Annotated in this window: 15 protein-coding genes; 11 read left to right on the top strand and 4 right to left on the bottom strand. The window is 66.1% G+C overall.

Annotated elements, in window-relative coordinates:
- Positions 1-24: 24 nt before the first annotated feature.
- A complete protein-coding gene (locus ACVW17_RS34515; protein ID WP_456798484.1) occupies positions 25-1,110 on the bottom strand; it encodes a substrate-binding domain-containing protein in 1,086 nt (361 codons plus the stop codon).
- A 117-nt stretch (positions 1,111-1,227) separates the two neighbouring features.
- Here ACVW17_RS34515 and ACVW17_RS34510 point away from each other — a divergent pair, with 117 nt between their 5' ends.
- The 8 genes from ACVW17_RS34510 (at position 1,228) to ACVW17_RS34475 (ending at position 13,490) form a co-directional block, all read left to right on the top strand.
- The gene (locus ACVW17_RS34510; RefSeq protein ID WP_456798483.1) at positions 1,228-2,709 is read left to right on the top strand and encodes an aldehyde dehydrogenase family protein; all 1,482 of its coding nucleotides are present in this window, start codon (positions 1,228-1,230) and stop codon (positions 2,707-2,709) included.
- A 128-nt stretch (positions 2,710-2,837) separates the two neighbouring features.
- Positions 2,838-3,677 (top strand): aldo/keto reductase, encoded by an 840-nt coding sequence (locus ACVW17_RS34505; protein WP_456798482.1) that lies wholly within the window; start codon positions 2,838-2,840, stop codon positions 3,675-3,677.
- Between the two features lie 276 nt (positions 3,678-3,953).
- Positions 3,954-4,910, top strand: a complete 957-nt coding sequence (locus ACVW17_RS34500) for a DMT family transporter (protein WP_456756591.1) — start codon at positions 3,954-3,956, stop codon at positions 4,908-4,910.
- A 197-nt stretch (positions 4,911-5,107) separates the two neighbouring features.
- Positions 5,108-9,364 carry an autotransporter domain-containing protein gene (locus tag ACVW17_RS34495; protein WP_456798481.1) on the top strand — a complete coding sequence of 1,419 codons (4,257 nt, stop codon included), beginning with the start codon at positions 5,108-5,110 and terminating at the stop codon, positions 9,362-9,364.
- Positions 9,365-9,480: 116 nt separating this feature from the next.
- The gene (locus ACVW17_RS34490; protein ID WP_456756044.1) at positions 9,481-10,563 is read left to right on the top strand and encodes a zinc-binding dehydrogenase; all 1,083 of its coding nucleotides are present in this window, start codon (positions 9,481-9,483) and stop codon (positions 10,561-10,563) included.
- A 171-nt stretch (positions 10,564-10,734) separates the two neighbouring features.
- Positions 10,735-11,493, top strand: a complete 759-nt coding sequence (locus ACVW17_RS34485; RefSeq protein ID WP_456798480.1) for an SDR family NAD(P)-dependent oxidoreductase — start codon at positions 10,735-10,737, stop codon at positions 11,491-11,493.
- Between the two features lie 4 nt (positions 11,494-11,497).
- Entirely contained in the window at positions 11,498-12,757 is a 1,260-nt protein-coding gene (locus ACVW17_RS34480; protein WP_456798479.1) for an NAD(P)/FAD-dependent oxidoreductase, read from the top strand.
- 64 nt (positions 12,758-12,821) lie between these two features.
- The gene (locus ACVW17_RS34475) at positions 12,822-13,490 is read left to right on the top strand and encodes an amino acid ABC transporter permease (protein WP_456798478.1); all 669 of its coding nucleotides are present in this window, start codon (positions 12,822-12,824) and stop codon (positions 13,488-13,490) included.
- Positions 13,491-13,693: 203 nt separating this feature from the next.
- Here the strand turns inward: ACVW17_RS34475 and ACVW17_RS34470 are convergent, their stop codons facing one another.
- Positions 13,694-14,572 (bottom strand): transporter substrate-binding domain-containing protein, encoded by an 879-nt coding sequence (locus ACVW17_RS34470; protein WP_456798477.1) that lies wholly within the window; start codon positions 14,570-14,572, stop codon positions 13,694-13,696.
- Between the two features lie 225 nt (positions 14,573-14,797).
- Complete coding sequence (gene ppk2, locus ACVW17_RS34465; protein ID WP_456798476.1) at positions 14,798-15,745, bottom strand: polyphosphate kinase 2; 948 nt, start codon at positions 15,743-15,745, stop codon at positions 14,798-14,800.
- A 147-nt stretch (positions 15,746-15,892) separates the two neighbouring features.
- Here ppk2 and ACVW17_RS34460 point away from each other — a divergent pair, with 147 nt between their 5' ends.
- From ACVW17_RS34460 to ACVW17_RS34450, 3 genes are all read left to right on the top strand, one after another.
- Complete coding sequence (locus tag ACVW17_RS34460) at positions 15,893-17,065, top strand: fumarylacetoacetate hydrolase family protein (protein ID WP_456798475.1); 1,173 nt, start codon at positions 15,893-15,895, stop codon at positions 17,063-17,065.
- A 424-nt stretch (positions 17,066-17,489) separates the two neighbouring features.
- Positions 17,490-18,791, top strand: a complete 1,302-nt coding sequence (locus tag ACVW17_RS34455; RefSeq protein WP_456798474.1) for a cytochrome P450 — start codon at positions 17,490-17,492, stop codon at positions 18,789-18,791.
- 3 nt (positions 18,792-18,794) lie between these two features.
- Positions 18,795-19,193, top strand: a complete 399-nt coding sequence (locus ACVW17_RS34450) for a hypothetical protein (protein WP_456798473.1) — start codon at positions 18,795-18,797, stop codon at positions 19,191-19,193.
- Between the two features lie 29 nt (positions 19,194-19,222).
- Here the strand turns inward: ACVW17_RS34450 and ACVW17_RS34445 are convergent, their stop codons facing one another.
- Positions 19,223-20,725, bottom strand: a complete 1,503-nt coding sequence (locus ACVW17_RS34445) for a Spy/CpxP family protein refolding chaperone (protein WP_456798472.1) — start codon at positions 20,723-20,725, stop codon at positions 19,223-19,225.
- Between the last annotated feature and the right edge of the window lie 3 nt (positions 20,726-20,728).

The raw sequence follows: 20,728 nt of genomic DNA, 5'->3' as shown, positions 1-20,728 counted from the left end.
CCAGCCGCCGCCCCACGTGGCTGGTCAGCGGTCGGAATGCATCTTCTCGAGAAATTCCTTCACGCCGCTGACGGCGCCGGTCTGCGAGGCGACATAGCCGGGAAGGGCGCCCACGGCCTTGTGAAACTCGCTGCTCTTCATGATCGCGAGCACGCGCTGCATCGGCTCGGTGTCGAGGAACGCACGCTTGCAGACGAAGAAGTAATCTTCCGTCAGCAGGCGGATGAAATCGAGCCCGAATTGCCGCGCGGCGGCCTCGACACCAAAACTCGCATCCGCCATGCCGCTCGCGACATAGGCGGCAACCGCGGCGTGGGTGAACTCCATGTGCTGGGCGCCGTTGATCCGGCCTTCGGGGATCTTGTGCAGCGCCAGCAATTGATCGAACAGCAGCCGGGTGCCGGAATCGTGGTCGCGGTTGACGAAACGGGCCTTGCGCTCGACCAGGTCCTTCAGCGTGGTGATCTTCAGCGGGTTGCCGCGCTTGACCATCAGGCCCATCTCGCGGGTCACGAAATTGATCACGCGGTCCTCGCGCGGATCGAGCCATTCGCGGCAGGCCTTGATGCCCTGCGCCCGCAACTCGCCGCGCGGCAGGTGCACGCCGGAGAGATCGCAGGCGCCCTGCGCCAGCGAGAGCAGCGAGTTCTGATTGCTGACGTAGCGCAGGTCGACGCCGACGCCGCTTGCGCGGTCGAGGAACTCGCGCAGCTTGGACACCGCAAAGCCGTGGCTGGCATGGACGCGGATCACCTGCGGCCGCTGCTCGAGGAACGGCTTGATCTCGGTGACCAGTTCCTGCGCGAGGTTCTGCAATTGCAGGCTGAGCCGCGCCTGCATGCGCTCGCCGGCCCACACCAGCTTCTCGCCGAATGGCGTCAGCTTCGAGCCCTTGCCGCGCTGGGTCTCCACCAGCGGCACGCCGAAGAATTCAGACCATTGCTCGATCAGGTTCCAGACATGGCGATAGGACAAATGCGCGTCGTTGGCGGCGCTGGTGATCTTCCCGGTCTTGCGGATCTCGTTGAGGATGCCGAGCATCACCACCGCGGTCTGCGGCGAGTTCTCCTTGCGAAAGCGCCAGACGGTCTCGATTTCGATTTGCAGCATCGCGGTCACCGCTTATGAAGTTGACTTCATATCCTGGCATGCCAATAGGCACAAGATATCATATTTACTGCTGATCAGAGCCTCCTAGGTTGAGGGACAAGACCAGGAAGAAATATGATGTCGATTGCATATAACTATGAACGCGATCGCCGCGCCCCGACCGTCAGGGACGAATTGCTGCTGATCGACGGCGCCCGTGTCCGCTCGCTGTCCGGAAACAGCTTCAAGTCGCTCAATCCCGCCACCGGGCAGGTGATCGCCACGATTGCCGAGGGCAACGAGGCGGATGTCGACCGCGCGGTCGCGGCCGCGCGTCGCGCCTTCGATGGCCCTTGGCGCACCATGCGCGCCGCCGAGCGCGGCCACCTCCTCTTGAGGTGGGCCGAGTTGCTGAAGCAGCACGCGGATGAAATCACAGAACTGGAGAGCCTCGATGCCGGCAAGCCGATCTCGGCCGTGCTGCGCCAGGACTTTCCTGCCGCCATCGACACGCTGACCTATTACGCCGGATGGGCTGACAAGATCAGCGGCGACGTGGTCTCGGCGCGCGACGATGCGCTGACCTACACGGTGCGCGAGCCGGTCGGCGTGGTCGCCGCGATCGTGCCGTGGAATTTCCCGCTGATGATCGGGATGTGGAAGTTGGCACCCGCGCTGGCCTGCGGCTGCACCGTCGTGATGAAGCCGGCCGAGCTGACCTCGCTGTCGGCGCTGCGGATCGGCGAGCTCGCGCTGCAGGCGGGGCTGCCGAACGGCGTGCTCAACATCGTGACCGGTCCCGGCCGTTCCGTCGGCGAGGCGCTGGTCAATCACCCCGATGTCGACAAGGTGACGTTCACCGGCTCGCCCGGCGTCGGCCGCGGCATCATGAAGGGCGCCGCCGGCAACTTCAAACGGGTCTCGCTCGAGCTCGGCGGCAAGTCCGCCAATGTGATCTTCGACGATGCCAATCTCGAAGCCGCCGCCAAGGCTGCCGCGGCCGGTATCTTCTTCAATGCCGGGCAGGTCTGCTCGGCGGGCTCGCGCGTGCTGGTGCAGGAGAACGCCTATGACGAGGTGGTGGAGCGCCTGGTCGCCCGCGCAGAAGCCTTGCGGATCGGCGATCCCGCGGAGCGCACCACCGTGCTCGGGCCCGTGATCTCCGAGAAGCAGATGCGCTCGATCCTCGACTATGTCGAGATCGGCAAAAACGAAGGGGCACTGCTCGCCACCGGCGGTGAACGCGTCGGCGACCGCGGCTATTTCATCAGCCCCGCGGTGTTCGCCAATGTCGCGCATGAAATGCGGATCTCGCAGGAAGAGATCTTCGGTCCCGTCGTCAGCGTGATCAAGTTCAAGGACGAGGCGGATGCGCTGCGCATCGCCAACGGCACGGCGTATAGCCTCGCCGCCGGCGTCTGGAGCGCCGACATGGGCCGCGTGCAGCACTTCGCCAAAAAGGCCCGCGCCGGCACGGTGTGGATCAACACCTATGGCTACACTGACGTGCGGTTGCCGTGGGGCGGCGAGCGCGACTCCGGCCTCGGCCGCGAGCACGGCACCGCCGCGCTCGACAATTTCACCGAGCCGAAGGCGGTGTGGATGAATCTCAACGCGTGAGGATCGCCGAGAGGCGCGGGATCACGCCCGCCAACAGGTGTCGTTCCGGCTTTCGCCGGGACGACGTGAGGGGACATCGCCTCACACTTCGTCTATGGTGCACGCGGACGGCAAGGAACGAGGCGACCGTGCAGACAAAAAAATTCGGCAACAGCGGCCCGCAGGTCTCGGTGATCGGGCAGGGCACCTGGTACCTCGATCGCGGTGACCGCAAAGCGGCCGTTGCGGCGCTGAAGCGCGGCATCGATGCCGGCATGACGCATATCGATACGGCGGAGATGTATGGCGACGCCGAGCTGGTGATCGCCGATGCCATCGCCGGCCGCCGCGACGAGCTGTTCCTGGTCTCGAAAGTGCTGCCGAGCAACGCCTCGCGCCGCGGCACCGTCACCGCCTGCGAGCGCTCGCTGAAGCGGCTGAAGACCGATCGCCTCGATTGCTATCTGCTGCACTGGCGTGGAACCTATCCGCTCGCCGAGACGGTTGCGGCGTTCGACGAGTTGGTCGCATCCGGCAAGATCCGCTCCTGGGGCGTCAGCAATTTTGACACGGATGATCTCGACGAGCTGCGCGATGTCGCCGGCGATGGCAAGATCGCCTGCAACCAGGTGCTCTATCATCTGCAGGAGCGTGCCATCGAGCACGCCGTCATTCCGTGGTGCGAGCAGCACGGCGTCGCCGTCGTCGCCTACTCGCCGTTCGGGCACAATGATTTTCCGTTGCCGTCGACCAAGGCCGGCACGGTGCTGCAGCAGGTCGCGCAGGCGCATAAGGCGACGCCGCGCCAGGTCGCGCTGAGCTTCCTGACGCGGCTGCCGTCGGTGCTTGCGATCCCGAAGGCATCGAACGCGGAACACGCGGCGGCGAATGCGGCCGCAGGCACGCTCACGCTCAGCGGCGACGAAATCGCCGCGCTCGACAGGGCCTTCCCGCGCGGGCCGAAGCCGCGCTCGCTGCCGATGCTCTGACACGTCACACGACGATCCACAGTCCCGCAAATTCGCGGGATTCACGCGTCCGCTCCACACAGGTGTTAACAAACTGTTGCAGGTGCGGCCGCATTGCGGCTGCGGCGGGCGGTCGCGCGCGCTGGTGCATATCGGAGTCCCGTTTTCGGGCATTGTTCTCGCGGTGGAATTGGCGTTCTGTACGAACAGCAGATTCCCCTTATTTTGCTCATCGAGATTGCCGTGACACCGCCCCCCGCCGCCGTAGCCGCCAGGCTGGACAGCGTTCCCCTTTCATTGCCCGCCAAGACCGCGCCCTCAACGACAAGCGTCGCACGAAACAAGGCGCCTGCGCGCACCGACCGGCCCTTCAAGGGCATCGCGCTGATCCTGCTCTCGACGGTGTTCCTGGGAACGTCGGACGTCACCGCGAAATATCTTTCGTCCACGCTGCCGTCGATCGAGATCGCCTGGATCCGCTTCCTGGTGTTTGCGCTGATCATGACGCCGGCGATGCTGCCGGGCTCACCGCTGTTTGCGCTGCGCAGCAGCCGGCCCGGCCTGCACGTGCTGCGCGGCGCCGCGCTGCTCGGCTCGTCGCTGATCTTCATCACGGGACTGGGCTTCCTGCCGATCGCCGAAGCCTCGGCCACCAGCTTCGTCTCGCCGCTGTTCGTTACCGCGCTGTCGATCGCTTTCCTCGGCGAGCGGGTCGGCATGCGGCGCTGGATCGCGACCGCGGTCGGTCTCGCCGGCGTGTTCATCATCCTGCGGCCGGGCACCAGTGCCTTCCATCCCGCCGCGGTCTTTCCGCTCGTCTCGGCGCTGGCCTGGGCCGGCACGCTGATCCTGACGCGCATGATGAGCGGCAGCGAGCGCCCGGTCACCGTCATGACCTATTCGTCGATTGTCGGCGTCGCCATCGTCAGCGCACTGGTGCCATTGGTCTGGGTCACGCCGACCTGGCACGACATCATGTTCGGCATCCTGATCGGCGTTGCCTCCACCGTCGGACAGTGGATCGTGGTGCTGGCGTTCCGTTACGGCGATGCCTCGGTGCTGGCACCGTTCTCCTACACGCAACTGCTGTGGGTCAGCGTCCTCGGCTTCCTGATCTTCGGCGAGGTGCCCGACCGCTGGACCATCCTCGGCGCCGGCTTCATCGTCGCCTCGGGCCTCTACACCGCGCATCGCGAGCGCGTCAGGCGGTCGCAGTTGCTGACCACGGCCAGCGAGCCGTCGCCGAACGCCTGACCTCGCGTATCCATTTTACAACAGATGTCCTGAATCCGACCTGATGCGCTGACCCTGCACGGCTTGAGAAGACGCGCCTCCCGCGAGTTGCAAGATAGCCCATTCGGGTCAAGCCGCGTCCGCGCGGCGCTATCGATTTGGGGGCTGGGGCAATGCCGGAGTGGGGCTACGCGCGAATCCGTCTGCGAGGCTGGTTGATGGTCGCGATCATCCTTGCAACCGCTCTGCTCGCCGGGCCGGTTGTCGCACAAAACGGCGGCGCCGGCGGCGAGGGTAATTATCAGTCGACAGGACAATATGGCGGCGCCGGCGGCATTCCCGGTGTGAGCGGTGGCGTCGGTGGCGACGGTGGCGCTCCGAATCGCTCGTGCCAATGCACCGGTGGTGGTGGTGGCGGCGGCGCTGAGGGCGCCGCCGGAGGTGCCGGCGGCCCCGGCGGCAATAACGCCTCTCCCGCCGGAGGTGCCGGTGGCGCGGCCGGACAGGATGGCGTTGCTGGAACGATCGGTGCAGTTACCGCGAGCGGTGGTGGCGGTGGCGGCGGCGGTCTCAGCGGAATGTCCGGTGCGACGCTGAACAATAACGGGATATTGACGGGCGGCAATGGCGGCAAGGGTGGCGACGGTGGCGTCAACGCCTCGAACCCTTCAGCCCAAATCGCTGGCGGCGGCGGTGGTGGTGGTGCGGGTGGCAGTGCATTCACTATCACCGGCGCAGGAATCCACTCGAACAGCGGCAGCATCAAGGGTGGCAATGGCGGCGCGGGCGGCGCCGGAGATGTTGGTGGCGGCGGCGGTGACGGTGGCACCGGCATCGTCGTCAGTGCGCCAGGCGCAACGATCAGGAATTCCGGCTCGATCTCCGGTGGCGCGGGCGGTGGTGGCGGCGCGCAGGTGTCCGATGTCGACGCGAATCAGGGCGAGCCGTCCACCGGCGGCACGCGGGGGAAGCCCGGTGCAGCAGGCACGGGCGGTTCCGGGATCGTCGGTGGCGGCTTGACCATCATCAACAGCGGGACGATCACCGGTGGCGGCGGCCCGGGTGCGCAGGGCAACGCGATCGGCTTCACCGGCGGAGCCAATACGCTGACGTCGATCGGAGGAACGCTCAGTGGCAATCTTGCGATTGCAAATGGCGTCGGTGCCAGCCTGACGTTCCTGCAAACCAGCGCGGCCGGCGCGTCGGGCAATGTCACCATCTCCGGCATCACGGGCCTCGATGGCCTGGCCACCGACGCCTCGGTTGCCGTCAAGCTGGATGGTGGGCGCTCGCTGATCGTCACCGGTGCCAGCACCTACACCGGCGGCACCTCGGTGAGCGACGGATCGACGCTCGTCATCCGCAACAGCAATGCACTCGGCAGCGGCACACTGAAGATGGGCGAGACGCTTGCCGGTCTCACCAAGCTGGTGCTGGACGGCAACGGCCTCAACATCGCCAACACCATCGTCATCAACAGCGATCCTTTCATCACCGTCGCCGCCGGTACCACAAACACGATGTCGGGGCCTATCAGCGGTGCCGGCGATATCGTGCTCAACGGGCGCGGCAGGCTGGTGCTGTCCGGCGCGAATACATATACCGGCGGCACCACGATCTGCGGCACTGCGTGCGGCGTTGCCGGCGGCAGCAGCGTGCTGCAAGTCGGGGTCGGCACCGTGGGTACGCCGGGCGCGATCGTCTCGTCGGCGATCGGCACCGGCCTGCTGACCTTCGACGGCGGGACGCTGCAGGCCGGCGGCAACTACACGATCGCGAACAACGCACAGCTCAACGCGACCGGCGGCAGCATCGACGGCAACGGATCCACCTTCACTTACTCGGGCAACATTGGCGGCGCCGGTGGACTGTCAGTGCTGGGCGCTTCGGCCTTCTTCGGCCGCGTGGTGTTGACAGGCTCCAACACCTATGCCGGCGGCACCACGATCTGCAATTGCGCAACGCTGCAACTCGGCGACGCCAGCCACGCCGCCTCGATCGTCGGCGAAGTCGCTGTCAACGGCAGGTTCGAGATCGTCAACGCCAACACGGCGGGCATCACCAAGATCGTCAACGACGGCTCCAACGGCGCCAGCACGACGTTCCACAATTCCACGACGGCGTCGACGGCCGTGATCGTCAACCGGAATTTCGGCGCCACGGTGTTTGGCGACAGCAGCACCGCGGGCAATTCCACCATTACCAATGGTGACAACACCAATGGTAACAACGTCGGTTCGACGTATTTCCTCGGATTTTCGTCGGCGGCGTCGGCGAAGATGACGACGTCCGCCACCGGTTATATCAGTTTCTTCCAGAGCAGCACCGCGGCGAACGCGACCATCGACAACAGCGGCTTGACCTATTTCGGCCCGTTCGGCGACGCAACCGAGGCGCCGACCGCAGGCAACGCGACGATCACCAACCGGTCCGGCGGCGCGCTGATCTTTGCCGGATATGCGACGGCCGGAAACGCCATGATCACGACCGAGAGCGGCGCGAGCGTCACGTTCGTCGACAACGCGACCGGCGGCGCCGCGCAGTTCATCACCCAGGGAACCGGCTATGTCGACTTCGGCGGCAGCCTTGGGCCGAACGGTGATGGTCGCATCACCGCAGGTTCGATCGCGGGCTCGGGCACCTACTACATCGGTGGCGGCAACACGCTCGCGGTCGGCGGCAACAATCTCTCGACCGTCGTCAGCGGTGTGATCGCCGATTCCGATCCCTGCGGTTGCGGCCCGGCCGGGCCTGGCAATCTGGAAAAGACCGGCAGCGGCACGCTGACTCTCTCGGGTGTCAACACCTATACCGGCACCACCGTTGTCAATGGCGGCATCCTGCAAGTCGACGGCTCGATCGCGTCGTCGAGTTCGGTCACGGTGAATTCGGGCGGTGCGCTTGCCGGCATCGGCACTGTCGGCAACACCACGATCGCGAGCGGCGGCATCCTGCGGCCCGGTAACGCGGCGCCGGGCACATTCCTCAACGTGGCGGGCAATCTCGCCTTCCAGTCCGGTGCGTTGTATCTCGTCGGGCTCAATGCGACCGCCGCGACATCAGCCAATGTGACCGGCACCGCGGCGCTTGCCGGATCGGTCGGCGTCAGTATCGCTGCCGGCAGCACAATCGCCAGGCAATACACCATCCTGTCGGCGGCCGGCGGTCGCGCCGGAACGTTCGCCGGCATCGATCCAACCGGGGTGCCGTCGGGGCTGATCGCGACGCTCGGCTACGACTCGAACCATGCCTATCTTAATCTCGCGCTCGATTATGGCACTGCTTCGAAGCTCAACATCAATCAGGGCAACGTCGCCACCACGCTTCAAAACTTCTTCAACGCCAATGGCGGCATCAAGGCGGTGTTTGCCGGCCTCTCGCCGAATGGCCTGACGCAGGCCTCGGGCGAGGGCGCGACCGGATCGCAGCAGGCGACGTTCAACGCGATGAGCCAGTTCCTCGGTTTGTTGACCGATCCGTTCGCCGCCGGGCGTGACGATGGCTTTGGTGGCAGCGCAGGCGCGACGCCATTCGCCGAGCAGAGCACGCCGCTCGCCTATGCCGCGCGCAAGACCGATCCGCGCGACGCGCTGGCCGCGATCTACAACAAGGCACCGCCGCAGCCGAACTTTGAGCAACGCTGGAGCGTCTGGGCGGCAGGCTATGGCGGCTCGCAGACCACCAGCGGCAACGCGGTGCTCGGCTCGAACAACACGAGCAGCAGCATCTATGGCACGGCGGTCGGTGCCGACTACCGTCTCTCGCCGAACACCATCGCAGGCTTTGCGCTGGCCGGCGGCGGCACCAGCTTCAGCGTCAACGGCCTCGGCTGGGGCCGGTCGGACCTGTTCCAGGCCGGCGCGTTCGTCCGCCACACCGTCGGCGCGGCCTATCTGAGCGCGGCGCTCGCCTATGGCTGGCAGGACATCACCACCGACCGCATCGTCACCGCCGCAGGCGCCGATCATCTGCGTGCCAGCTTCAATGCCAATGCGTGGTCGGGCCGGCTGGAGGGCGGCTATCGCACTGCGACGCCGTGGATCGGGCTGACACCTTATACGGCAGCCCAGTTCACCAGCTTCGAGCTGCCGGCTTATGCCGAGAGCGTGGTTGCCGGTGGCGGCGCCTTCGCGCTGAATTATGCCGCGAAGAGCGTCACCGATGTCAGGAGTGAGCTCGGCATGCGCAGCGACAAATCGTTCGCGGTCGATGGCGGCATCGTGACACTGCGTGGCCGCGTCGCATGGGCGCATGACTTCAGTCCCGACCGCAGCGTCGGTGCCGTGTTCCAGGCGCTGCCCGGCGCGGCCTTCGTGATCAATGGCGCAGCGCAGGCCAGCGAGTCCGCGCTGACCACGGCCTCGCTCGAGATGAAGTGGCGGAGCGGCTGGTCGGCGGCTGCGACCTTCGAGGGCGAATTCTCCGACGTCACCCGGTCCTACGCCGGCAAGGGCGTTCTGCGCTATACGTGGTGACCCTCCGTGCTATAGCGTCTTGAAGCGAAAGCCGGCGCGGACTTGATCCGCGGCGGTGTATTTCGCGAGACGAAATACGCATCAAAATGAGTGGGACAAACCCACGTGGAGGGAATATGCGCGCAGCGATCTTCAGGAATGGCGAGATTGTCGTCGACCAGATGCCGGAGCCGAAGCCCGGCGCCGGCCAGGTGCTGGTCAAATCGCTGGCCTGCGGCATCTGCGGCTCCGACCTGCACGCGCGCAAGCACGCCCACCGCATGGTCGAGCTGAGCAGGTTCCTGCCCGGCCGCACGCCGATGGATCTGTCGCGCGACGTCGTGTTCGGCCACGAGTTCTGCTGCGAGATCCTGGATTACGGCCCGGACACCACGCGCAAGCTGAAGCCCGGCACGCGCGTCTGCTCGCTGCCGGCGCTGCTGACGCCGGAGGGGCCGAAGGGCATCGGCTATTCCAACGATTACGCCGGCGCCTATGCCGAGCAGATGCTGCTCAGCGAGCCGCTGCTGCTCGAAGTGCCGAATGGGCTTGCCGCCGAGCACGCCGCGCTCACCGAGCCGCTTGCGGTCGGCGTGCATGCGGTGGCGATGGCCAACATCAGGGGCGGTGAAGTGCCGCTGGTGATCGGCTGCGGGCCGGTTGGGCTCGCGGTGATCGCGGCGCTCAAGATCAGGGGGCTCGGCCCGATCGTTGCCGCGGATTACTCGCCGGCGCGGCGCGCTCTCGCCGAGAAGATGGGCGCCGACGTCGTGGTCGATCCCGCGAAGACGCAGCCCTATGCGAGCTGGGCCGAACACGCCCAGATGACCGAGGCAGAGAAGGCGGCGCGGCCGCCGATGCAGGCGCTGCTGCCGCCGCTGAAGCCCGCGCTGATCTTCGAATGCGTCGGCGTGCCCGGCGTGTTGCAGCAGGTGTTTGAGGGCGCGCCGCGCAGTGCCCGTGTCGTCGTGGTCGGGGTCTGCATGGAGACCGACAAGTCCGAGCCGATGCTCGGCATCATCAAGGAGCTCAACGTCCAGTACGTGCTCGGCTACACGCCGGAGGAGTTCGCCTATTCGCTACGCCTGATCGCGGAAGGCCAGGTCGACGCGGCGTCGCTGGTCACCGGCCGCGTCGGCATCGACGGCGTCGCGCAGGCCTTTGCCGATCTCGCCAATCCCGAGGCGCACACCAAGATCCTGGTCGAGCCGTGGCGGTGAGTTTTTGTAGGGTGGGTTGGGCGAAGCGTAATCCACCGTTCCCACACGCGGAGCGAAGGTGGGTTACGCTGCGCTAACCCACCCTACGGACCGCCGTTCGGCCGCGGTTTGCATTTCGCGGCACCGAACCTATAGTTCGCTGTCCCTTATCGCACCGACAGCACCCACCTCATGCGCGTTACAATCATCACGGGAGGCGGCTCCGGCATCGGCGCGGCAGTTGCACGCAGGCTCGCCGGCCCCGACCAATCCCTGATGCTACACGGGCAGGGCGCCGAGGCTACTGGCCTCGCGCGGCTGAATTCGGTTGCGGAGGAATGCCGCAGCAAGGGTGCGAAAGTCGCGGTCGCGACCGGCGATCTCGCCGCAGCCGGCGCCGGCACCGCGCTGGTCGAGGCCGCGCGCGGTACGTTCGGGCCGATCGATGCGATCGTGCACTCCGCGGGCTTTGCCGACCGGCGCGACTTCGCCAGCCTGCCGCGCGCGGCGCTGGAGCGCGCCTTCGCCGTGATGGCGGCGGCATTCCATGAAATCGCAGCGGCCGCGCTGCCTGACCTCGCGCGCAGTGCACAAGGCCGCGTCGTCGCAATCTCCAGCTTCGGGCCGCATCGCTTTCTGCCGGGCGCGACCTATCCGGGATCGGCCGCTGCGAAGGCCGCGCTTGAAGTGCTGGTGAAGTCGCTCGCGATCGAGCTCGCAGCATCGGGCGCCACCGCCAATGCCGTGATGCCCGGCTACACCCGTAAGGATCCCGGCCTGTTCGGCGCGCTGGATACCGCGACCTGGGATCGCGTCGCAAAGGCCAATCCGATGCAGCGGCTGGCCGAGTCCGACGAGGTCGCCGCGGTCGTCGCCTTCCTGCTGTCACCGGAAGCGGGCCACGTCACCGGCGCCACGCTGCCGGTCGACGGCGGCCTGACCTTGATGTGACGGCGTGGGCGAGGGCGCGCCAGCACAACGGGTCGATGTCGCGGTGCTCGGCGCCGGCATGGTCGGCGTCTCGACGGGTCTCGCCGCGCGGCAGCGTGGGCTCTCCGTCGTCATCGTCGACCGCCGCGAGCCGGGCAGCGAGACCTCCTACGGCAATGCCGGCATCATCTCGTCAGGCTCGATCCTGCCGCTCAACACGCCATCGCTCCTCAAGAACCTGCCGAAATATCTCACCAACACGCATCCGGCGCTGCGCTGGAACCTGCCATGGGCCATCGCCAACGCGACCTGGGTGATCCGCTTTCTCGCGACGGCAATGCCGGCGCAGACCAAACCGCGCGCCGCAGCTTTGCACGGCTTGATCGGAACGTCGCTGGCCCTGCATCGCGACTGGATCGTGCAGGCCGGCGTCGGCCATCGCATCCGCGAGACCGGCTGGCTGAAGGCCTGGCGCGGCGATGGGCTCGCCGCCGCGAAGGCCGAGCAGGCGGCGCTTGCCGAATTCGGCATCAAAAGCGAGGTGCTCGATCGTCAGGCGATCTCCGCGCTCGAGCCTGGTATCATTCCTGCCTATCGCGTCGGCCTGCTGCACAGCCAGACGGCATCGGTCGATTCACCCGGTGCGGTGGTCAGGGCCTATGCGCAAATGCTCGCGGTCAGTGGCGGCACGGTGCGGCAATCCGAGATCCGGCGGATCGAACCGCAAGGCGACGGCTGGCGCGTGCAGCTTGCCGACGGCGAGATCGCCGCGCGCCATATCGTGGTCGCGCTCGGGCCGTGGTCGGCCGAACTGCTGCGGCCGCTCGGCTATCGCGTGCCGCTGGCGTTCGAGCGCGGCTATCACCAGCATTTCGTGCCGAACCCGGCACGCAAATTGCTGCGCCCGATCCATGACGCGGAGGGCGGTTTTCTGATGACGCCGATGGAGCAGGGCATTCGCATCACCAGCGGCGTCGAGCTCACCGCGCGCGACGCGCCGTCGAATTTTGCGCAGCTCGAGGCGGTGGTGCCGATGGCGCGCAGCGTGGCCGAGTTCGGCGAAGCGGTTGGCGAGCGCTGGCGCGGCGCACGGCCGACGCTGCCCGACAGCCTGCCGATGATCGGGCAGGCGCCGCGGCATCGCGGGCTCTGGCTCGCCTTCGGCAACCAGCATATCGGCTTCACCACCGGTCCGGGAACGGGTGCCGCGGTCGCCGCGATGATTGCGGGAGACACACCGCCATTCGAGGTCAAGGCGTTTTCGCCCGGCCGGTATATCGCGTGACACGCGCAAGGCCGCCTGCGATGCTGCGACGTCAAGAGAACGGGCGCGGCAACCGAGGGGCAGGATGAACTACGTCTGGGATTTCGGGATCCTCGCCAAGTACAGCCATCTGTTCTGGCTCGGGCTCGGCTGGACCATGGCCTACACGATCGGCACCATCATTCTGGGTACGCTGATCGGCCTGATCGTCGGCATGCTGCGGCTCAAGCGCATTCCGGTGATCGACTGGCTCCTGATCGCCTATATCGAAACCTTCCGCTGCACGCCGCTCCTGGTGCAGATCATCTGGTTCTACTACGCGTTTCCGGTCGTGATCGGCGTCAACATCCCGGCGCATGTCGCGGCCGTCAGCGTGCTGTCGCTTTATGGCGGCGCGTTCTATGCCGAGATCGTGCGCGGCTCGATCGAGAGCGTGCCGATCGGGCAGTGGGACGCAGCCAAGGCGCTCGGCTTCCGCGGCTGGCGCCTGATGCGGCTCGTGATCCTGCCGCAGGCGCTGAAGCCGATGATGGCGCCCTATGTCAACCAGTCGGTGACGCAGCTCAAGAACACCTCGCTGGTCTCGATCATCGCGGTGCCCGACCTCGTCTACAACGCAACCCTGATCAATGCCGACACCTATCGGCCGCTCGAGGTCTACACCATCGTGGCGCTGATCTATTTTGCGATCCTGTTCCCGTCGACGCTGGCGGCGCGGCGGCTGGAGCGCGGGCTGACCTACGACAAGGTGTGAGGCTTCTTCTCCCTCGCCCCGCTCTTGCGCGGTCGAGACCAGCGAAGCTTGCTCTTAGAGGGTCGGGGTGAGGGGCTCTATCCGGCAAGCAGTTCGTGGCTTGTTGAGCAATGTGCCTCGCCTCTCACCGGATCGCATCTGCGATGCGATCCGACCTCTCCCCGCAAAGCGCGGGGAGAGGTGAAGAGGAGACATCCTCGACCTCAGATATTCAACTCCACCGGCACATCCTCGGCCTTGACGCCGGCAAGCCCGAGGCCCTTGACGAACCATTCGCGCATCTGGCCGATGCCGCGGTTATAGTCGATCCAGACCGATAGGAAATCGCGCCAGCGCTTGTCCTGTTCGCGCCGCACCGCGGTGCCGCTCGCGATCGTCACCGAGGGCGAGGTCAGGATCTTGTAGGTGCCGAGATTCGGGTTCTTGGCGATCGCGGTCAGCCCGAGCACCAGCGCGTTGACCACGCAATCGACGCGGCCCGACGACATTTCCAGCATCACCTCGTCGCGCGACTTCAGCGACTTGATGGTGGCGTTCGGCGCGAAGCGCCGCGCCACTGCCTCGTTGGCGGAGCCGACGTCGACCGCGATCTTGACCTCGGGCTTGTTGATGTCGGCCCAGGTTTTTGCCTCCAGTCCCTTCTTCAGCATCGCGCCGAACGGATGCGGGAACACCAGATTGGTGAAATCGACCACCAGCGCACGCTGCGGCGTCGGGTTGAGCGCGAAGCCGAGATCGATCTTGTTGGCCTGCAGATCGAGGATCGAATTGCCGTAGGTCGACTCGACATATTCCAGCTTGACGTCGAGCAGTTTTGCCAGATCGTTGGCCATCTCGATCGAGAAGCCGGACCAGGTGCCGGTGGCGAGGTCCTTGTTGAAATAGGGCAGCTCGCCGGGCAGCACGGCGATCCGCAGCACCTTGTTGGCGCGGATGCGATCCAGCGTGTTGTCGGCCGGGGTCTGCGCCGAGGCCGGCGCCGCCATCGCGGCCGCGAGCGCCGCGCCGCCGCCGATCCCGAGTGCATAGCGCAGCGCGTCGCGGCGATCTTCGGAAATTTTGATGTCGTCGGATTGAGTCAAGAGGGCCTCCCTGCACCAGATCGCCGAAGCCTAGCGTCGGGTTCCGGCGCCAGCAAGGGCGCGCGCCTGCACCATTGGTAGGCTTGTCGACGAGGAGATGCCTATCCCTTCGCCTCATCCCGCGTGTGGCAGGGCTATCGCATATGTCGCTTCCGCAGGAGGCGACCCTCACCCTGACCCTCTCCCCGTAAGAACGGGGAGATGAGAGCGTGCCTGCGGCTCGCCTCAATACCGTCCCGGCACGTACATCTCCTGCGGGATCGGGCCGCGGTGATAGTCGGGGTTGCGCACCCGCGGCGGCAGCACCACCGGTTGGTGGGTGACCGACTGGTAGGGGATCTGGCTCAGCAGATGCGAGATGCAGTTGAGCCGGGCGCGCTTCTTGTCGACGGCATCGACGATCCACCATGGCGTATCAGGCAGATGGGTGCGCTCCAGCATGGTCTCCTTGGCCTTGGTGTAGAGCTCCCAGCGGGTCCGCGCCTCGACGTCCATCGGGCTCAGCTTCCACTGCTTCAACGGATCCTGGATCCGCATCGAGAAGCGGAACGCCTGTTCCTCATCGGTGATCGAGAACCAGTATTTCAGCAGGATGGTGCCGGAGCGGATCAGCATGCGTTCAAATTCCGGCACCGAAACGAAGAACTCCTCATACTGCTCGTCGGTGCAGAACCCCATCACCTTCTCGACGCCGGCGCGGTTATACCAGCTGCGGTCGAACAGCACGATCTCGCCGCCGGCCGGAAGATGCGAGACGTAGCGCTGGAAGTACCATTGCGTGCGCTCGCGCTCGTTCGGCGCCGGCAGCGCCGCGATCCGGCAGACCCGCGGGTTGAGCCGCTGGGTGATGCGCTTGATAACGCCGCCCTTGCCGGCGGAATCGCGCCCCTCGAACAGCACCACGACCTTCTTCTTCTCATGCTGCACCCAGTCCTGCAGCTTCACCAGCTCGCCCTGCAACCGCAGCAATTCGCGGAAGTAGAACTTGCGGTCGATCGACGGCTTGCCGGCGGCGCCGTCGTGATCGAGCTCGTCGAGCCTCATGTCGTCGAGCTCGAGCTCGAGTTCCTCGTCGAGGCTGTCGGCCATCTCCTGATGAATGCGGGCGCGCAAGGCTTCGTCCCGCAAGGCTTCATCTCGAGAGGCTTCGTCGGTGAGGTGGGGGGCGGTCATGAAGGTCCGTCTTTCAGTGTGCTAGATGGATCGCCGGGAGCATTGACGGGCGATGTTACCCCTCTATGACAAGGGCATGACCGCTGTTTCACGCCGCCGGTCGGACTGTGCTAACAAGCGACCACAAGATCAAAAAAGGAGACGCCGATGATTTCGCTCACGCCAAAAGACGTCCTGCCGGAGGACGGCACCGCCGGCACGCTGGTCGGACGGGTCTGGCTGCCGCAGGCCGGCGGACCGGCCGTGGTCGCGGTACGCGGCGACGGCGTGTTCGACGTCACCGCGCGCTTCCCCACGGTGAGCGCGCTGTGCGGGGAGAGCGATCCGTCAGGTGCGTTGCGTGCGACCAAAGGCGAGCGGATCGGCGATCTCGCGGCGATCCTCGCCAACACGCCGCCCGACGGCCGCGACAAGGCGAAGCCGCATCTGCTGGCACCGGTGGATTTGCAGGTGCTGAAGGCCGCCGGCGTCACCTTCGCGATCTCGATGCTGGAACGCGTGATCGAGGAGCGGGCGCGCGGCAACCCGTCCTCGGCCGAGGCGATCCGCAAGGAGGTGGTGCGCCTGGTCGGCGACGATCTCTCCAAGCTCAAGCCCGGCTCCGAGCAGGCGATGCGGCTGAAGCAGGTGCTGATCGACCAGAATGCCTGGAGCCAGTATCTCGAGGTCGGCATCGGCCCCGACGCCGAAGTCTTCACCAAGGCGCCGACGCTGTCCTCGGTCGGCACCGGCATGGATGCCGGGCTGCATCCGAAGTCGACCTGGAACAACCCGGAGCCGGAGGTCGTGCTTGTCGTCTCCGGTGCCGGCAAGATCGTCGGTGCCGCGCTCGGCAACGACGTCAACCTGCGCGACTTCGAGGGCCGCTCGGCGCTCTTGCTGTCGAAGGCCAAGGACAACAACGCGTCGTGTGCGATCGGCCCGCTGCTCCGCCTGTTCGACGCGACCTTCTCGCTCGACGACGTCAGGCAGATGGATGTCGGCCTCACCGTGACCGGCGCCGACGGCTTCGTGCTCGAGGGCCATTCCTCGATCTCAAAGATCAGCCGCGACCCGACCGACCTGGTCGCGCAGACCATCGGCCCGGTGCATCAATATCCCGACGGCTTTGCGCTGTTCCTCGGCACGATGTTCGCGCCGGTCAAGGATCGCGACGCCAAGGGCGAGGGCTTCACCCACAAGCGCGACGACATCGTCACGATCGTAGCCCCGCAGCTCGGCAAGCTCGTCAATCGCATGCGCAGCAGCGACCAATGCGAGCCCTGGACCTTCGGCGTCGGCGCGCTGATGAAGAATTTGGCGCAGCGCAAGGTGCTGTGAGGACAAGCGTAGGGTGGGTTAGCCGAAGGCGTAACCCACCGACTTCGTGCTGCGGGGAAGAGGGACCATCGTGAGGTGAGCACGCGCGTCAGGCTCCCTGCCCCCTTGCGGGGCCAGCAAGGGGGAGGGAACCCTTCCTCCGGTGCTCGCCTCACTTGGTCATAGCTCACACGTAATTTGCCGTCACGCTGCCGAGCGGCATGAAAATCGGGCAACGCAGGTATCGTCGTCGCGGCCGCGCCCGCCGTCTCGTGCTGCAACACGAAACGCAGCTTGAGGAACCGATCGTATTTCGCGTTATTATTCGCCGGTACATTGAACATTTTCACGGTGGCCCATGTTGCAGTGCCACGAAGGCGATTATTGCCCGCCTGTCCCGCATCCGCCGCGAAGCCGGCTTGGATTCATTGAGCTGCTGACCAGGTTGCGGCGAAATCCACTTGAGTGCTGGAGCGAGGACTTCTTCCGGGAGCCGATCGTCAAGCTGCGTCTGCCGTTCACCGACGCATTTGTCGTTCACGATCCGCACGCCATCAAGCACGTGCTGATGGACCGTGCGGGGAATTACCCGAAAGACACAATCCAGCGCCGCATTCTCTCGTCCGGATTGTCCGACGGCCTGCTGAGCGTCGACGGAGAGCGTTGGGAGGTGCAGCGGCGAACACTCGCCCCGATCTTCGCGCGCCGCAACGTCACCTCCTTCTCGATGCGGATGCTGGTTGCCGCCAACGAACTGTCGGCGAAATGGTCCACGATGGGACCCGATGCCACGGTGGATGTTGCCGCCGAGATGACGCTGGTCACGCTGAACGTGCTCGCGCTGACGATCTTCTCGGACGGCATCGGCGATGATCTCGACGAATTCCGGATGGCGATGAATGTCTATTTCAGCGTGATCGGTCGCATCGGGGCGCTCGATCTGCTCGGTGTGCCGAGATTCGTGCCGCGCCCGGGTCATCGCCGCCTGCGCGCGACGATGGCTTACTTCGAGGCCGTGATCGACAGGATCATCGACGTTCGATGCCGGGGACGTACCGTCCCTGTCGAGGGCCCGAGCGATCTGCTGGCCTTGTTGTTGCGTTCGCCGGATCCTTCGACCGGACGGCAGCTGAGCCCGCGGGAGATTCGCTCCAACGTCCTCACCTTTCTCTCCGCGGGACATGAGACGACCGCAAACACGCTCGCCTGGTCGATCTTTCTGCTGTCGCAGTCGCCTGAGTGGCGGTCGCGTGTCGCGGCGGAAGCCGAGCGCGAGCTGTCCAATCCGGCCGATGACCTCGCCGAGCGGCTGGTCGTGACGAAGGCAGTGATCGAGGAGGCGCTGCGTCTTTATCCTCCGATCGCCGCCCTTAGCCGGACGGCGCGCGAGGCGGACAGGCTGGGCGACCTGGCGGTCGGCGCGCGATCCCTGATCGTGATCGCGCCCTACGTCCTGCATCGGCATCACAGGCTCTGGCGCCGCCCCGATGCATTCGACCCCTCGCGCTTCCTGGCGGAGGCGCGCGGCGCAATTCCGCGGTTCGCCTATCTGCCTTTCGGGGTCGGGCCGCGAACCTGCATCGGCGCGTCGTTCGCCCTGCAGGAGGCGGCCATCGTGCTCGCGGTCCTGATCCGCGATTTCGAGATGAGGGTGCTGCCGAACGCCGACGTGCAGCCGCTCCAGCGCATCACATTGCGTCCAGCGCATGGACTGCCGATGGCGATCAGCCGAAGGTCCGCGGCGTAGCGCTTGTTGCGCAAGATATTTCCATTCGAGTCCGTCAGCGCGATCCCTGCGCCGCGCGACTTCGGCGGCTGCGCGCTGCGCAATGATGTGCTAGTGTTCGCTGCTGCCGCCTTCGTTGTCGAACATGTTCAGAAACCTGGGCGGCAGATCAATCGCATGCCGCAACTTGTGCGCGCGCAGATGCGCGAAATCCGGAGCGACCGCTTGTCGCGCCGTTGTGTGAACCAGTTCATCCTCGTCCGCGCCGATCCGTTTCAGCATGGTGGCTCGACGCGAACAGAAGGAGTCGCGGACATGAACGAGCAGCCATCAAATGGAATGCCCGATTGGCTCACGACGGACATGCTGGTGATCGCCGTCGCATTGGCGATCATCGTGATGGGAATCTGGATCGCGCCGTAGCGGCCGCAGGCGCGCGGCAATGACGCGGCTTACAGGCCGATCATGCGGAAGATCATGCCTCCGATATTCGGACCATGATGGTGGTGGCGGCGATGACGGCCTCGCGGAGCTTCGTCATTGCTTGCGGCCATCGCGGTGCTGCCGCCGTTCCGCTCGGGGCCAATCGCGTCGAACGCGGCCTTCTGCTCGTCGCTGAGCGCGCTGTAGAAGGTATCCAGCGCAGGACGCACCGTGCCGATCGCCTGCAGCATGGCATCGAGCCGGGCTTCGACCGCCGCAAGGCGCGCCGGCGGCGTGCGGGCGTCGGTGGGCGGACAGGATGATTTCAAGGTGTCCTCGGCCTTTGTCGCCGCATCCCGCAAGGCCTCGAGGCTCGCCCGCTGTGCGTCGGTCGGCTTGACGTCGCGGTCGATGATGTCGCCGGGCCACGCAATGGCGGCAGGCTGCGCCGTGTTGCAGGTGGCATTGTCCGAGGTCGCCTCACGCTGGCCGCGGTGCTGATCCGCCACCAGTGCCGTCACCTTGGCTTTCTGATCGTCGCTGAGCAGCCCGTAGAACTTCTCCAGCGCCGGCTGCAGGATCCCGACCGCATCGCGCATCGCCTGGAGCCGCTGCTGCATCGCGGAGAGCCGGCTCGGCGCGGTCAGCGGCACGTCCTTGGGACAGGAATTGAGAATGGTCTCGGACGCCCTCTGCGAGGCGCTGGCGAGTTCGTCGAGTGCCGCGCTCTGCTCCGCATTGGGCTGGATGGCGCTGCGGAATTGCTCGATCGGGAAGCCCGCGATGTCGGTTCGATCGCTGCCGCACATGTCGGCGAGAGTCGTTGCCTGACTGCTGCGCGATCGACCCGTGGCCGGCGGCCGGGGACCGGCATAGCCGGGCAGGTAGTAGGAATAGCCGCTCAACGCATCGTAGTCGTAGGGACCGAACAGACCGGCATAGAGATCGCCGTAGCCGTAATCCCAGAAGTACGGGTCGTAGCCCCAGCCCCACCAGGTGTAGTCGTAGAGATCGTAATAGGCGTAGGGCCAGAACACCGGGCCGACCCAGCCATAACCGCCATTCGGATGGCGCCACCAGCCATCACCATTGCGATAGCCCAGGGCGGCTCCGGCGGCGGCGGTTGTGATGGCGGCGCGCGTCATCGGGTTGCGCAGGCCGCCGGGTCTGCCCATCGCGGCTCGGATCTGGCGAGAGGCCAGCGAGCGCCCCACGACGTTCGCATTGTGCCGCATCGCGGCGGGCGAGGCGGCAGCACGGCCGGCGGCTACCCCCGGCGCGGAGCGTGCCGTGCGCGCGGCAGGACGGAATTGGGAATGGCGTGCGGCTGAACCGCCGCCGAGCCTCGCTCGGGCTCTTTGCGGCCGGACGGATGGTATGAAAGCCGCCGCCGCGATGAAAACCACCGCCAGCGTGGGCGGCACCGCCGCCATGAAACCCGCCGCCATGAAACCCGCCACCGTGGAAGCCGCCTCCGCCGCCATGAAATCCACCACCACCATGGCCGCCGCCACCGTGACCTCCACCACCATGGC

The organism is Bradyrhizobium sp. USDA 4473 (assembly GCF_054063335.1).
The sequence above is the reverse complement of the archived record's forward strand: the minus strand, read 5'-3'. Positions and strand labels throughout refer to the sequence as shown.